This window comes from Blautia sp. MSK20_18 (genome assembly GCF_020553125.1).
Taxonomy (GTDB): Bacteria; Bacillota; Clostridia; order Lachnospirales; family Lachnospiraceae; genus Blautia_A; species Blautia_A fusiformis.
In genome coordinates, this window is sequence record NZ_JAJCGR010000002.1 from 86,772 (window position 1) to 101,725 (window position 14,954).

The 14,954-nt window shown below is 45.6% G+C and carries 8 protein-coding genes; 2 read left to right on the forward strand and 6 right to left on the reverse strand.

Going from position 1 to position 14,954, the window contains the following annotated elements:
- Nucleotides 1-139 precede the first annotated feature (139 nt).
- Genes LI091_RS01785 through LI091_RS01795 form a run of 3 tightly spaced genes read right to left on the reverse strand, consistent with a single transcriptional unit; the run spans nt 140 to nt 4,648 of the window.
- The gene (locus tag LI091_RS01785) at nt 140-1,978 is read right to left on the reverse strand and encodes an ABC transporter ATP-binding protein (RefSeq protein WP_195567000.1); all 1,839 of its coding nucleotides are present in this window, start codon (nt 1,976-1,978) and stop codon (nt 140-142) included.
- The gene (locus LI091_RS01790) at nt 1,975-4,137 is read right to left on the reverse strand and encodes an ABC transporter ATP-binding protein (protein ID WP_265190708.1); all 2,163 of its coding nucleotides are present in this window, start codon (nt 4,135-4,137) and stop codon (nt 1,975-1,977) included. The genes LI091_RS01785 and LI091_RS01790 overlap by 4 nt, the downstream gene beginning before the upstream one ends.
- Complete coding sequence (locus LI091_RS01795; RefSeq protein WP_227588606.1) at nt 4,130-4,648, reverse strand: MarR family winged helix-turn-helix transcriptional regulator; 519 nt, start codon at nt 4,646-4,648, stop codon at nt 4,130-4,132. Before LI091_RS01795 ends, LI091_RS01790 begins: the two co-directional genes overlap by 8 nt.
- A 373-nt stretch (nt 4,649-5,021) precedes the next feature.
- Between LI091_RS01795 and LI091_RS01800 the strand changes: the two genes are divergently transcribed.
- Together LI091_RS01800 and LI091_RS01805 are read left to right on the forward strand one after the other, a co-directional pair.
- Entirely contained in the window at nt 5,022-6,452 is a 1,431-nt protein-coding gene (locus LI091_RS01800; protein WP_265190710.1) for a helix-turn-helix domain-containing protein, read from the forward strand.
- A gap of 36 nt (nt 6,453-6,488) precedes the next feature.
- Complete coding sequence (locus LI091_RS01805; protein WP_265190711.1) at nt 6,489-11,165, forward strand: leucine-rich repeat protein; 4,677 nt, start codon at nt 6,489-6,491, stop codon at nt 11,163-11,165.
- A gap of 109 nt (nt 11,166-11,274) precedes the next feature.
- Here LI091_RS01805 and LI091_RS01810 read toward each other — a convergent pair whose 3' ends face one another.
- The 3 genes from LI091_RS01810 to clpB all read right to left on the reverse strand — a co-directional run bounded on the left by LI091_RS01810 (nt 11,275) and on the right by clpB (nt 14,854).
- Nucleotides 11,275-11,634 carry a nucleotidyltransferase substrate binding protein gene (locus LI091_RS01810; RefSeq protein WP_265190712.1) on the reverse strand — a complete coding sequence of 120 codons (360 nt, stop codon included), beginning with the start codon at nt 11,632-11,634 and terminating at the stop codon, nt 11,275-11,277.
- A 173-nt stretch (nt 11,635-11,807) separates the two neighbouring features.
- Entirely contained in the window at nt 11,808-11,981 is a 174-nt protein-coding gene (locus LI091_RS01815; RefSeq protein WP_265190713.1) for a DUF4250 domain-containing protein, read from the reverse strand.
- 290 nt (nt 11,982-12,271) lie between these two features.
- Complete coding sequence (gene clpB, locus LI091_RS01820) at nt 12,272-14,854, reverse strand: ATP-dependent chaperone ClpB (protein ID WP_265190714.1); 2,583 nt, start codon at nt 14,852-14,854, stop codon at nt 12,272-12,274.
- Between the last annotated feature and the right edge of the window lie 100 nt (nt 14,855-14,954).

Consider the following 14,954-nt stretch of genomic DNA (forward strand, 5'->3'; position numbering starts at 1 on the left):
TTGAAAGCCCTGTTTCAGAGTCCTTACTACAGAATTATACCTGAAAGCGGAACGGATGTATAGAGTAAAAAAGCGAAGCGGACGTTCGGAATCCGCTTCGCTCTTTTTTTATATAATAACACTTTGTTTTTCTATCAGCTTATGCCTGTGCCTCTTTTTTCTCGAACTGACTATTATAAAGATCTGCATAAAATCCTTTTCTTGCCAGCAGTTCTTCATGATTGCCCTGCTCGATAATATCTCCGTCTTTCATAACCAGGATCAGATCTGCATCTCTAATGGTGGAAAGCCTATGGGCAATGACAAAGCTGGTTCTGCCCTTCATCAGGTTATCCATGGCCTTCTGGATCTGCATCTCGGTTCTGGTATCTACGGAAGATGTGGCCTCATCCAGGATCAGGATCTTATTGTCCGCCAGGATCGCCCTTGCAATGGTGAGCAGCTGCTTCTGGCCCTGGGAAACGTTGCTGGTCTCCTCATCCAGAACCATCTGATAGCCGCCAGGCTGCTGCATGATAAAGTTGTGGATATGAGCCGCTTTTGCAGCTGCGATCACCTCTTCATCGGTTGCATCCAGTCTTCCGTACCGGATATTTTCCATAATGGTTCCGGAGAACAGCCAGGTATCCTGCAGTACCATTCCAAACATCTCACGGAGATTACTGCGGTTGAAATTACGGACATCATGACCGTCAACCTTGATACTTCCGCCGTTTACATCATAGAAACGCATCAGAAGTTTGACCATGGTTGTCTTTCCGGCACCGGTCGGTCCTACGATAGCGATCTTCTGACCGTCATGCACATCCGCGGAAAAATCATTTACAATGATCTTATCCGGGTTGTAGCCGAATTTTACATGCTCAAACTGTACATTTCCTTCCAGTCCCTCAATAGAATCCGGATTCTCCGGCTGAAGTTCTTCCTCCGGCTCCTCCAGGAATTCAAATACACGCTCGGAGGCTGCCGCGGAAGACTGCAGAAGGTTTGTAACCTGTGCGATCTGCTGGATCGGCTGTGTAAAGTTACGGATGTACTGGAAAAAGGACTGAATATCTCCAACCTCAATGGTTCCCCTGATGGCAAAAACGCCTCCAAGAAGTGCCACCATCACATAGCCAAGGTTTCCTACAAACTGCATGATCGGCATCATCATTCCGGAAAAGAACTGGGATTTCCATGCAGACTCATAAAGCTTCTGATTATCACGCTCAAATTCTTTGAGCACGTCCTGTTCTTTATTGAACACTCTTACTACATCATGACCACCGAAGTTCTCCTCCACCTGGCCGTTTACTTTTCCAAGATACTCCTGCTGTGCCTGGAAATATTTCTGTGAATGTTTCATCACCTTGTTGATGATAAACATGGAAATCGGCAGGATCAGAAGTGCTGCCAGAGTCATCCACACATTGATGGAAAGCATCATGATAAATACACCGATCAATGTGGTTACGGATGTGATCAGCTGGGTCATACTCTGGTTGATACTCATCTGCAGGGTATCCACATCGTTTGTCACCCTGGAAAGGATCTCACCGTTTGTCCGGCTCTCGAAATAATTCATTGGCAGACGGTTGATCTTCTTTGAGATATCTTTTCGGAGATTATAAGTGACATCATTAGAAATCCCCGTCATGACAAAACCCTGGATCAGGGAAAAGCATGCACTTGCCACATACAGTCCCAAAGTCCACAGAAGGATCATTCCGATCTTACTGAAATCAATACCGCCTGTACCGTTTACCTTGGCAACCAGACCATTGAACAGCTCTGTGGTAGCTTTTCCAAGTATCTTCGGGCCTGCAATATTAAACGCTGTACCTGCCACTGCAAAGATAAACATCAGGATAAAACGGAATTTATATCTGCCCATATAGCCAAAGAGCTTTTTCATGGAGCCTTTGAAGTCCTTGGCCTTCTCTGTTGGCTGCATTCCGTGTCCGCCCATAGGGCCTCTTCTTCTCTGCTGACTCATGCCAATTCCTCCTCTGATAACTGACTCATGGCAATCTGGCGATATACCTCGCAGGATTTCATCAGCTCCTTATGGCTTCCGATCCCTGCCATATGTCCATCGTCCAGTACAAGGATCTTATCTGCATTTAAGATCGTACTGATACGCTGTGCCACGATAATGGTTGTTGCTTCTTTTGTATGTTCTTTCAGCGCTTTTCGAAGTGTACTGTCTGTTTTGAAATCCAGTGCGGAAAAGCTGTCATCAAAGATAAAGATCTCCGGATCTTTTGCGATAGCTCTGGCAATGGAAAGCCTCTGCTTCTGTCCACCGGAAACATTGCTTCCTCCCTGTGCGATCGGAGTCTTATATCGCTCCGGCTTGGTGTCGATAAACTCCGTAGCCTGTGCAACCTCTGCTGCTTTTTTCACTGCATCTTCCGAAATCTCTGTCTTTCCGTAACGGATATTGGAATCAATGGTTCCTGAGAAAAGTACACCCTTCTGCGGAACATAACCGATCCTGTCACGGACATCCTTCTGTGTCATTTTCCGGACATCCACGCCATCCACTTTCACAGATCCTTCTGTTGCATCATAGAAACGCGGGATCAGATTGATCAGTGTACTCTTACCGCTTCCTGTACTTCCGATGATCGCTACTGTCTCACCTTTTTCTGCCTTGAAGGAAATGTCTGTGATAACATTCTCTCCTGCCTCCGGATATGCGAAGCTTACATGATCAAATTCTACAGTCCCCTTCACATCCTGGGAAGGCTGTAACGGATCCTCCGGATCCTGGACACTGACTTCTGTCTCAAGCACCTCGTTGATACGGCGTGCAGATACATTTGCTCTCGGCAGCATGATAGACATTGCTGTGATCATCAAAAATGACATGATGATCTGCATTGCATACTGGATAAATGCCATAACATCACCAACCTGCATGCTTCCGCTGTCTACCGCATAAGAACCGCTGTAGATGGTCAGTACGGAAACTGCGTTCATGATCAGCATCATCACCGGCATCATAAATGTCATACAACGGTTTACAAAGAGGTTTGTCTTCATCAGAGTGATATTTGCATCCTCAAAACGCTCCTCCTCATGTTTTTCACGGCTGAATGCACGGATAACCGGAATACCGGTAAGGATTTCTCTTGTTACCAGGTTCAGCTTATCTACCATGGTCTGCAAAGCTGTAAATTTCGGCATTGCAATCCTGAACAGCATTGCCATAAATGCCATGATCAGTACAATGGCCACCCCAAGGATCCATGTCATGGAGGAATCTCTCTGAAGCACGCGGATCACACCACCGATTCCAAGGATTGGCGCGTAAAGCACGATACGGAACATCATAGCCATTACCTGCTGGATCTGCTGGATATCGTTCGTGCATCGTGTGATCAGGGATGCTGTTGAAAACTTATGGTACTCTCTGCTGGAAAAACCTATGACTTTGTTATAAACCAGTCCACGGAGATCATGTCCCATAGATGCAGCAACTCTGGATGAAAGAAATACCACACATACTGCAGCCATCATGGTGACCAGTGCCATCAGCACCATGCGGATACCTGTTGCTTTCATGTAATCCATCTGTATGGCATCCACATCTTCACCCATGGCTTCATATTCTGCACGAACATAGGAAACACCTGCCTGTGTGATGATGGATTCCTGCATCTTGTCGATCTTTTCTCCGACCTGGTCCTTCATAGCAGCCAAAGCCTCTGCCGGCATCTGAGAAAGAGCCGCCAGTGGATCCGTCCCTTCCGGGATTCCCATTTTTGCAAGAGCTGCCTTTGATTCTTCACTGTCGGACATCAGAGTAGAAACGATCACCATCGGTTTGCCGAAGATATCGTTGAGTTCTTCTCTGTCTTCTTTGGAGATTTTATCCTTTAATACCAGATCATCTCCCTCTTCCTCATAAAATCCATCCACAGTTTTCGCATCATCCTCTTCCATAAACAGCTTCAGACTGTCCATAGACGTCTTTCTGATCTTCTCAGGAACACTGTCTTCAATACCGTTCTGCTGAATTCCCACATTAATGATATTTGATGTGTAATTCGGCAGAGACAGATCACAGTATGCCTGAAGAAAAAGAAGCGCAATGATGAGTACGATGTAACCTGCAGATCGTTTCAGATATTTCATCAGTTTAATCACGTTTCTGTTCCTTCCTTTCTGTCATTTCATCCGGATGAAGCTTTTCTATGGCTTCCTCCGGCTGGATCTTTTCGATATTTACAAGGATCTGCTCCAGAAATCTCCGAAGCAGGCACTGTTCCGCCTCACTGAAGCCTTCCATCATCACGGCCTCATTTTTATGGATCCGTTCCAGTGCTTTTGCCTTGATTTCCTTTCCCTTTTCTGTCATGTAGATCCTGGTCACACGCTGGTCCTTTTCATCCGGTTTCTTATAAAGAAAGCCTGCTTTCTCCAGTCTCTGTATCGATACATTTACCGTAGGCGGCTTGATATGCAGGATCTTTGCAATTTCCCGCTGACTCAGGCCATCCCTTCCGGACACAAGCCCCAGAACCGGGATCTGTCCCGGATAAATCCCAAGCTCCTGCATCTGACCAAAGCATTTCGTCATAAAATGACGGTCTACCTTCATAAACAGAGATAAAAAACTGCTCTGCCTTTCTTTCTCATCTTCCTCCTTACAAAACACGCTGTCACTCCTCTCTCATCCGATCAGACACCTGCTCTTTGTTAATGATATACGAAGCAGTGATCTTCTTTTTTAATTAGTCGGCTAACTATATATAATATACATCTGCACAAAAAATGCAACTGGTTTTTGTGGATTTTACACTTTTTTAAGATTTACAATCGGTTTCTCCCTGTTTTTATCCGCTTTTTTATTTTGTCGGGCTAATTTTTCATTCTACACACCCTTTTTTAATGGACTGATTATGTGCACAAATTTTCTTCTTCTCCGTCACACCCGCTGTCACAGATTGAATTTTCCCATTTTAGCCTGTATAATTTAGGTAATTACTTATGGCAGCCCAGGCTGCTGTCATTGAACAGGAGACACGCTTATGTCAAAATTCAGTAATTATCTCCGCGCTCTGATCAAACAGAGTGAGGAATCCATCACCACTATTGCCAGAAACACCGGCATCGAAAGAACTTCCATTCACAAAGCCCTAAAAGACGAACGGGTTCTTCCCTACAAGGCTCTTCAGTCTCTTGCACGATATTTCGGACTGACCCTGGAAGAACGTCAGGAATTTTTCCGTCTTCATGATATCCGTCTTCAGGGCGAAGAGGCTTACGAAAACCGTCAGGCTGTCTGTACTCTTCTAAATACTCTGGCAGCCGTTGATTTTTCCATGTTTCCCCCTCCGGAGGTGAATACACTTCCTCTCACGGATTCCCTGATCAGCGGCGAATATGCTGTCCATAGTCTTATCCGTTCTGCCCTGATCTATGAAGTCTCCCATCACAGAGATCCTGAAATCCAGATGTATCTTCCGGAAAAGCTTGATCTGACCATGGAATTTATGGAGCTGTGGCTGAACCAGTATCCGTTTTCCGTTGATGAGATTCTTTGTATTTATCATGCAGACAGCATCAGCTCTCCTGATCCGGTCCGCAGAAATTTAAAAAAACTGGAGTCCGTGATTCCCATGTGTCTTGCTTCCCGCGGCAACTATAAGCCTTATTACTTCACGGAACCGTTTTTTGCCTCTGCGATCTATCCGCTGAGCTACTACATCGTTGCTCCCTCCTGCTTAATCCTGCTTTCCGGGGATCTGAGCACAGCCCGGATCAGCGGTGACCAGGAGCTGATCGGCTACTACCGGGATTTTTTTCAGAAGCAGCTGCCCAAATGCGATCTGCTTACCCGGTGCGGCAACGATATCCTGCATGTTCTCCGGGAATATATCGACGGAACATCCCCTGATTCCCTTCAGATTTTTATGAATCAGCCATGTACCGGCCGTTACATAACTCCCGAGATCATTCAGAAATATCTCAACAGCGATGATATGCCTTATCCTGCCATGTACAGCCTGGTAGAACAACATTTTTCCGTACTCCGTCAGATTTCCCAGAATTACCTCACTATTTTTACAGAAAAAGGTCTGGCTGATCTTGTCTCCAGCTGTGTTCTCCAGGATCTGCCACCGCAGTATGTTCCGCCTCTCGATCCTGAGGATATCCGTCAGATGCTCCTTTCGCTTCATGAAGATATCTCCGACGGAAATATCTCCGGTTTTATTGTGCGTCCCACATACCTGCAGCTTCCCGACTATCTTTCTTTATATGTAGCACCTGCGGAACTGCATATTTATACCACTAATGCCTTTGTTTTTGGCGCCTACTGCTGCAATATCCACATCCAGGAGCCTTCTCTGTGCAGGATATTCACTGAATTTATCAGAACCCTTCCCGGAAGTCACCTGGTCTACAGCCAGGAAGAAACCATGAATCTTCTGGAACAGTATATTGCTCAGCTGCCCTGAATCAAAAAAATATATCCACAAAGGAGGATCACCCTTATGAAAAAGAAATTTCTGGCCTGCACCCTTGCAGTACTCATGTGCCTGCAGCCTGCTTCTGCCGTCCTGGCTGAAGATCCGAAGCCAGGCGATGTCGCTCAGACTTCTGAAAAAGTTTCCATATCTTCTTATAGCGGCCTCTCAGATACTGCTGTATCCGACGACGCTTCATCCACTGACGAAGACAGCTCTGCTGTATCGGATTTCTCTGCATCTGATACTTCCGAAACCATTTCCGATGTTGATTCTGCCGATTCTGATCTTTCAGAAGAAGGCTCTGTCCAGGAGCTTACTGAGGACTTTTCTGACGATGCAGAAGATACCGAGGCCTTAACGCAGGAAGAATCTGCTGACGAAGATTCTGCACAGGAACCGGAATTTGACGACGGAAGTGTTCCCTCTGCCGGTGCCGATGCCAACACTTTCGGTGATTTTCAGTACACAATCTCCGGACTCACTGCAACCATCACAAAATACACCGGAAATGCTGCTTCTGTAACTGTACCGTCCAAGATCGATAATTATACCGTTACCCAGATAGCATCTTCTACATTTAAAGATAATCTTTCCATTACCAGCGTTGTAATCTCCGATACCATTACGGAAATCGGCTCCAACGCTTTTTCCGGATGCTCTGCTCTGGAATCCATAAAGCTTCCTTCCAAGCTGAAAACACTGGGATATGGCTTTATTTCCGGTACCCTGGTCACTACTCTTACGATCCCGGCCGGTCTTACCAAATGTAACTCCTACAATACCTATAATTCCGCTACCTCTTATGGTCCTTTGCATGGCGCGGAAAACCTTACTGAGCTCATCCTTACAAACGGTATGGAAAAGATTCCGGATTATCTTGCCTGGTTCTCCACTTCCGAGACTACTCACCTGACCTCCGTTTCCATCCCGGATTCCGTCACCTCCATCGGTTCCTATTCCTTTGCAAACTGCACGGCTCTGGGTGAACTCAGCTTTCCGGACTCTGTCACTTCCATCGACAGATACGCTTTTTCCGGATGTAAAAAGCTGGCCTCCATCCGATGGTCCGAAGACCTTCAGTCCATTGGCAGTTCTTCCTTTGAAAACTGCACGGCTCTGGAAACGCTTTCTTTTCCAAAGTCCGTCAAGATTATCGACTCCTATGCTTTCAGGGGCTGCAGCTCTGTTTCATCTCTTTCCTTTTCGGACAACCCAAAAGGTGGTTTTCTGACAGATATTAAATATAACGCTTTTGGAAACTGCACAGCCCTGGAAAATATTTCCTTTTCCAAAAATATAAATTCACTGGATTCCTATGCATTCTCCGGATGTTCTTCTCTTGAAAAAGTGATTCTCAGTGATTCTATCACCACGATAGGTTCTTATGCTTTTTCCGGATGCTCTGCCCTGGAATCCATAAAGCTTCCTTCCAAACTGAAAACACTGGGCTATGACTTTATTTCCGGTACCCTGGTCACTACTCTTACGATCCCGGCCGGGCTTACCAAATGTGACTCCTCTACATCTTATTATGGTCCTTTAAACGGTGCAAAAAACCTCACTGAGCTGATCCTTGCAGACGGTATAGAAAAGATTCCGGATTATCTTGCCTGGTTCTCCACTTCCGAGACTACTCACCTGACCTCCGTTTCCATCCCGGATTCCGTCACCTCCATCGGCTCCTTTTCCTTTGCAAACTGCACGGCTCTGGGTGAGATCACCATTCCGGACTCTGTCACTTCCATTGCGGACACCGCATTCTCAGGCTGGAAAAATCTGGTGATCAAAAGCACTGCCGGATCCGCAGCCCATGCTTATGCAAAAACCAACAATATCCCATTTCAGGAAGTGATACAGGAAGGTAAACGTATTATTGCCGGACGGCTGGATGCTGTAAATGCCGAAGACGGAACTATCAATATTGAAGGAAGAGATTATCCTGTATCCGGTAATTTCAGTCTCACCAGTGCCATGAGCATCCTGCAGAACAGCTCCGACAAGATCGTGGTCTTTAATTACGACAACAGCCGTGTTACACACATGGAGGCAGCTGAGGATATTGTAAAGCTTCAGATGCAGGCCATTACAGATGTCAATAATTCCAATACCTTTGTATATGAAAACGGCCAGTATCAGAAAACCTCACTTTCTCAGAATATGGTACTGAAATGTAAGGTTTCCCAAAATTCCAGTTACTCTTATGATGAGATCCGTCAGTTACTGCCAGGCTACACGATTTCTGTCACCGGAATAAAAATCCTTGCTTCCGCGCCGTTAAATGCTCATTTTCGGGAAGCTCTGGCTTTGTCAAAAATGGAATTTTCAACCCCTGTAAAGGTAAAAGTAACCGACTCCAAAACCATTGCCACTGCTGTATTTGGCATTTCGTCTGACTATATCGCTGAAAAAGCAAACTCTGATTTTTCAGTTTCATTCCTGGCCCGCTATGGAAATTCTGATTCTTATGTTCTCTCCGGCGGAAAACATATCTATCTGGCAAACCATGACTATCAGCACCAGCAGACAGAAAAGAAAAAGTCACAGACTGAACGTGGTCAGAAGCTTGCTTCCGCACAACAGATTCTGGGCAAAAACAACAGTATTCTTACCATTGACCCGAAACTGAATGACTACTTTACCAAGCCGCAGATGGAAGAATTTTATGACTTCTTATCCTGCTATATGGCTGTAGCGATCAATTCCACCTCCTTCTCCTATACCGGCGATCAGAAGAATAAAAGCTGTCAGCAGGTTCTGGAAAAGCTTTTTGAAAAAATGGGCATTACGAAACAGAGTTTTATCGTAGGAAAAACTCTGAAAGGTCACTTTGCCATCTCTGCCAGCACCAAAAAAGGAGACCGCACCATCAACTTTACCTATTCTGTCAGTGCTTACGAATTTTCTGATGTAAACTTCAGCTCTCTGGGCACCCTGAATTACAGCATCAGCCAGGATAACTGTTCCGGAATCATCGGGCTGGCCGGTGCAGACACGAAAGCTTTTGCGGAGCAGGTGAAACAGCTGGCAGAAGCCTCCGTCAAAAATGTATACAACGAAGCCTGGGGCAACTATGCCAATGAAGTGGCAGACCTTCTTTTCACAAAAACTGTACAGGACCTTATCCGGAATTCCAGATATGGCTCTTTCTCAAACCTTGTGTACACCATGCTTACAAAGCCATCCCAGACTGCCGCTGCCCAGAACAGGCGAAAAACAAACACTTCCATTAAGTGCCCTGTAGATGTGTATGTATATGACAGCAGCCATAACCTTTGCGGTTCTATCATCAATAACGTTGTCGACACTTCCTATAACGATATTATCATGTCTGTGGAAAACGATGAGAAATTCATTTCCTTCTGCGGAGATGATTACTATCTGAAGCTCGTAGGCAATGATAACGGAACCATGACCTATGAGATTGAGGAATACAACGGAGATACACTCTCCCGAAAGATCACCTATAACGACATTCCTCTCACTGCGGGAAAAAAATACAATGCCTATATCCCGGAGGGGCAGGACATGGATACCGGTGTTTACTCTCCGATAAATGAATCCGGTGAAAAATCCCAGGCTGCTTCCGATACCAGAAAAACAGCTCCACAGCCAGTTTCCGTGGAAAGTATCCAGCTGGATCAGACCCAGAAAGCTCTTCTCACCGGAGAAAGCTTTAAACTGACACCTTCCATCAAGCCTGCCAATGCCTCCACAAAAGATGTGCTCTGGATTTCTGACAAAGAATCCGTAGCCACCGTAGACAGCAGCGGTACTGTAAAAGCAGTCTCCCCAGGTATTGCCATTATCACCGCGCAGACCTTTGACGGAGCATTTACTGCATCCTGTACAGTGACAGTTACTTCACCGGAGATCTCTGTGGATACACTTACCGTTACTGTTCCGGATGTTGACTGTAACGGTACTGCACAGTTCCCTCCGGTAACCGTAAGATCAGGTTCCACACTCCTTACTCTGGATAAGGATTACACTCTTACCTATTCCGACAACATCAAGCCTGGAACTGCCACTGTTACTCTTACAGGTCTGGGCACTTACACCGGAAAACGTAACATTACCTTCCAGATTCTTGAAAAAGCACATAACTGGAGTTCCTGGAAAGTCACCACAGCCGCGACTGTGCTGAAGACCGGTAAGAAACAGCGCACCTGCTCCTACTGTAAGAAAAAGGCTACTGCATCCATTGCCCGTCTGAAGCCAACGCTTAAATTAAGCATGACTTCTGTTATCCTGAAAAAGGGCCAGACCACAACCGCTTTCAAAGTAACAGGCCTTGCAAAAGGTGACAAGGTAAAATCCTACCGCAGTTCCAACACAAAGATCGCATCCATTGATTCCCGGGGTAAGATCAAAGGAATCCGCATCGGCAGTACCAAGATCACCGTAACGCTTGCCAGCGGAAAGAAAGCTACGATTACGGTCAAAGTACAGAAAAATGCAGTGACAACTCAGAAACTTACGGTTTCTCCTTCCCGCATTTCTCTGAAACTGAAAAAGACATACAAACTGAAAATATCACGTTCGCCTCTGACCACCGTTGAAAGAATAACTTACAGATCTTCCAACTCAAAAGTAGCATCTGTAAATTCCAAAGGAGTCATCACCGCCAGAAAGAAAGGTACCGCGACGATTACCGTTCTCTCCGGCAAAAAGAAAGCCACTGTAAAAGTAACTGTAAAATAGTGCAAAGCACCCGTTCTGTAAGTGATTTTTCTTACAGAACGGGTGCTTTTCCTTATCTTCTCTTCATTCAGCAAAATAATCTATCTACTTTTGTCTGAAATCCCTCAAACTACCCAATATACACATCCACAATAGTCTGACAGTATTTCTTCACAATAATCCCGTCATAATCATGCACCAACTGATTCCGAATCTTCAGCATACTCATCCACTCATCTCCCTGAATCAGCTCCGCCTTGAAAGATTCTCTCAAAACTTCTCTGGGAGATTCGGCAACAAAACCTGTGATCGCATAATACTGAACCAGGATATCCTTCATTACTTTCCACGCAAAATCAAAGGTAATACTGAATTTTGCACTTGTTCCACTTAATACAAAATAATCTTCCATATCTCTTTCCCTTGCTTCACTTAAAGACGCAAGGGAATTTTTGAACGATTCATATCTTTTCGTAAATTTTTCGTCCATACTGCTCTATATTCTCCAACAGCAACCAATTTTCACAGGTATCCAGATCCGCGATATCAACATCACTGGTTTCTCCTGCGATCCGAAAAGAACCACCTTAGAAGCTCCGTTTTGCACGCATATCGCCCTTATCTCCTAAAAAACTTTCTCCAGTTTCATAACGATATTCTCCCTTATACAAACTGATTGACAGACGGATCGTAAGTATAATCGATAGTCTCCAGCTTCTTCTCCAGTTCTTTTTGATCAACGTCTCTGTCCTCGCAAAACGCATCCAGAGTTTTATAAAAATCCCTCAGCTGTGTATTTACGTAACTTAAAAGCATTACCGGGTCCTTTGGTATCATTGTCTTTTCCATCCTTTACTTTTTATTTCTCAGATTTTCTGATTGATCAGTTTTACTATCTTACCAATCTCCATTTTTGTCAAGAGGCAATTCCCGGGTTCCCTGTGTTCCGCCCTGTACAGACCTCTCAGTTTCCTTTCCCCCCAAAAAAACTGCCCGGTTCTGATTTTCTGATTCTTCATCCGATTTTCACATCAGGATGAATCCTCTTCAGAACGGGCAGTTCTTTTGTTTGTCAATCTATATTTTACTGCTTCAAGGAGTTACTTTTTTGACCGGATGTTGTTCTGTTATTTCGTGCTGACAGTAAACGCTCCGTCCTTCACATCCAGCACAATGGTATCTCCGGCATGTACATCACCGGAAAGGATCTTCTTGGCTGTCAGTGTCTCCACATAATTCTGGAGATAACGCTTCAGAGGACGTGCGCCGTAAACCGGATCATAACCGTTATCCACTACCATCTGTTTGGCAGCATCTGTAAGCTCCAGAGAAAGCTCCTGGTCAGCCAGACGGTCGCTGAGCTCTTTGACCATAAGATCTACGATCTTACCTACATTATCCTTGGTCAGCGGCTTGAACATGATGATCTCATCCAGACGGTTCAGAAATTCCGGACGGAAATGACCACGAAGATCACCCATAACCTGTTCCTGTGCCTCCGGTTTGATATCTCCCTTCTCGTCGATACCGTCAAGAAGGTACGGAGAACCAATGTTGGAAGTCATGATCAGGATCGTATTCTTAAAATCAACCGTACGTCCCTGTGAATCCGTGATACGTCCATCGTCCAGTACCTGCAGAAGTACATTGAATACATCCGGGTGAGCCTTCTCGATCTCATCAAAAAGAACAACACTGTACGGTTTTCTTCGAACGGCCTCTGTCAGCTGTCCGCCTTCCTCATATCCGACATATCCTGGAGGCGCTCCGATCAGACGGGACACGGAATATTTCTCCATGTATTCACTCATATCGATACGGACCATATTCTGCTCATCGTCAAACAGTGTGGCAGCCAGAGTCTTGGCAAGCTCTGTTTTACCAACACCGGTTGGTCCGAGGAACAGGAAGGAACCGATTGGCTTTGTGGGATCCTTGATTCCGGCTTTGGAACGAAGGATCGCATCTGTTACAAGACGAACACCCTCATCCTGTCCTACTACACGTTTGTGCAGCTCATCCTCAAGGCCCAGCAGCTTGGTTCTCTCGCCTTCTGTCAGCTTGGTTACCGGAATACCGGTCCATCTGGAAATGATACGAGCAATCTCATCATCTGTGACAGCCTCATGTACCAGGCTTCTGTCACTCTCCTTAACCTGCTTTTCCTCAATCTCCAGCTGCTGCTGAAGCTTCGGCAGCTCGCCATACTGCAGCTCTGCTGCTTTCTCCAGATCGTAATTCTGTTTTGCTTTCTGGATCTGTTTATTGATATCCTCGATCTGCTCACGTAATTTCTGAAGCTTCTCTACGGAATGCTTCTCATTATCCCACTGAGCTTTCTGAGTATTAAAAGTATCTCTCAGCTCTGCAAGTTCTTTCTGCAGATCAGCCAGACGCTCTTTACTTAAGTTGTCAGTTTCTTTTTTCAGGGCAGACTCTTCAATCTCCAGCTGCATGATCTTACGTCTCTGCTCATCCAGCTCTGTCGGCATGGAATCCAGCTCCGTCTTAATCAGCGCACAGGCTTCATCAACAAGGTCGATGGCCTTATCCGGAAGAAAACGGTCTGTAATGTATCTGTGTGAAAGTGTGGCAGCTGCAACCAGAGCACTGTCTGTGATCTTAACACCGTGGAATACCTCATATCTTTCCTTCAGGCCACGGAGAATGGAAATGGTATCTTCCACTGTCGGCTCATTTACCATAACCGGCTGGAAACGACGGGCAAGTGCAGCATCCTTCTCAATGTACTGTCGGTACTCATCCAGAGTTGTTGCACCGATACAGTGCAGCTCACCTCTGGCAAGCATAGGCTTCAGCATGTTTCCTGCGTCCATGGCGCCATCTGTCTTACCTGCACCCACGATCAGATGAAGCTCATCGATAAACAGAATGATCTGTCCTTCACTCTTCTTCACTTCCTCAAGTACCGCTTTCAGACGTTCCTCAAACTCACCACGATACTTGGCACCTGCAACCAGCGCACCCATATCCAGGGCAAAAATCTTCTTATTCTTAAGACCTTCCGGTACATCTCCTGCCACAATACGCTGTGCCAGTCCCTCGATGGCTGCTGTTTTACCAACGCCAGGCTCACCGATGAGAACCGGGTTGTTCTTGGTCTTACGAGAAAGGATACGGATAATATTCCGGATCTCCATATCACGGCCGATCACCGGATCAAGCTTTTGATTCTTCGCCTTCTCCACAAGATCCTCACCGTATTTATTCAGGGTATCATAGGTTGCCTCCGGGTTGTCACTGACAACTCTCTGGTTTCCTCTGACTGTAGATAATGCCTGAAGAAAACGCTCTCTGGTGATTCCGAATTCATTGAATAGCTTCTTCATGCTCGGGCTTGGATTCTTCAGCATGGAAAGAAACAGATGCTCAACCGATACATACTCATCTCCCATAGCCTTCGCTTCGTCCTCTGCACTGACCAGTGCCTTGTTCAGATACTGACCAAATCGAAGCTCTCCACCGGAAACCTTAACTCTGGCATCCAGTGCCTTCTTAACTGTGTCAACAAAATATTCCTTCTGGATTTCCATCTTCTCGATCAGCTTGAGGACCAGGCTGTCCTCCTGTGTCAGCAAGGCATACAGAAGGTGTTCCTCTTCGATCTCCTGATTGCCATATTCATAAGCAATCTTTTCAAGATCCTGGACAGCCTGTACGGATTTCTGTGTAAATTTACTGATATTCATAGGCTTTCCTCCTATTCTATGAAAAGCATTTCCAATATTCGCATACTGGAAATGCTGTGCTTTTTTCTTGTTCTAGGAGAACTATAACACCATTTATTAG

Excerpts from the sequence above, each read along its gene's own strand:
- clpB (WP_265190714.1), bottom strand. The coding sequence starts at position 14,854 with ATGAATATCAGTAAATTTACACAGAAATCCGTACAGGCTGTCCAGGAT.
- LI091_RS01805 (WP_265190711.1), top strand. The coding sequence starts at position 6,489 with ATGAAAAAGAAATTTCTGGCCTGCACCCTTGCAGTACTCATGTGCCTG.
- LI091_RS01785 (WP_195567000.1), bottom strand. The coding sequence starts at position 1,978 with ATGAGTCAGCAGAGAAGAAGAGGCCCTATGGGCGGACACGGAATGCAG.
- LI091_RS01800 (WP_265190710.1), top strand. The coding sequence starts at position 5,022 with ATGTCAAAATTCAGTAATTATCTCCGCGCTCTGATCAAACAGAGTGAG.
- LI091_RS01815 (WP_265190713.1), bottom strand. The coding sequence starts at position 11,981 with ATGATACCAAAGGACCCGGTAATGCTTTTAAGTTACGTAAATACACAG.
- LI091_RS01810 (WP_265190712.1), bottom strand. The coding sequence starts at position 11,634 with ATGGACGAAAAATTTACGAAAAGATATGAATCGTTCAAAAATTCCCTT.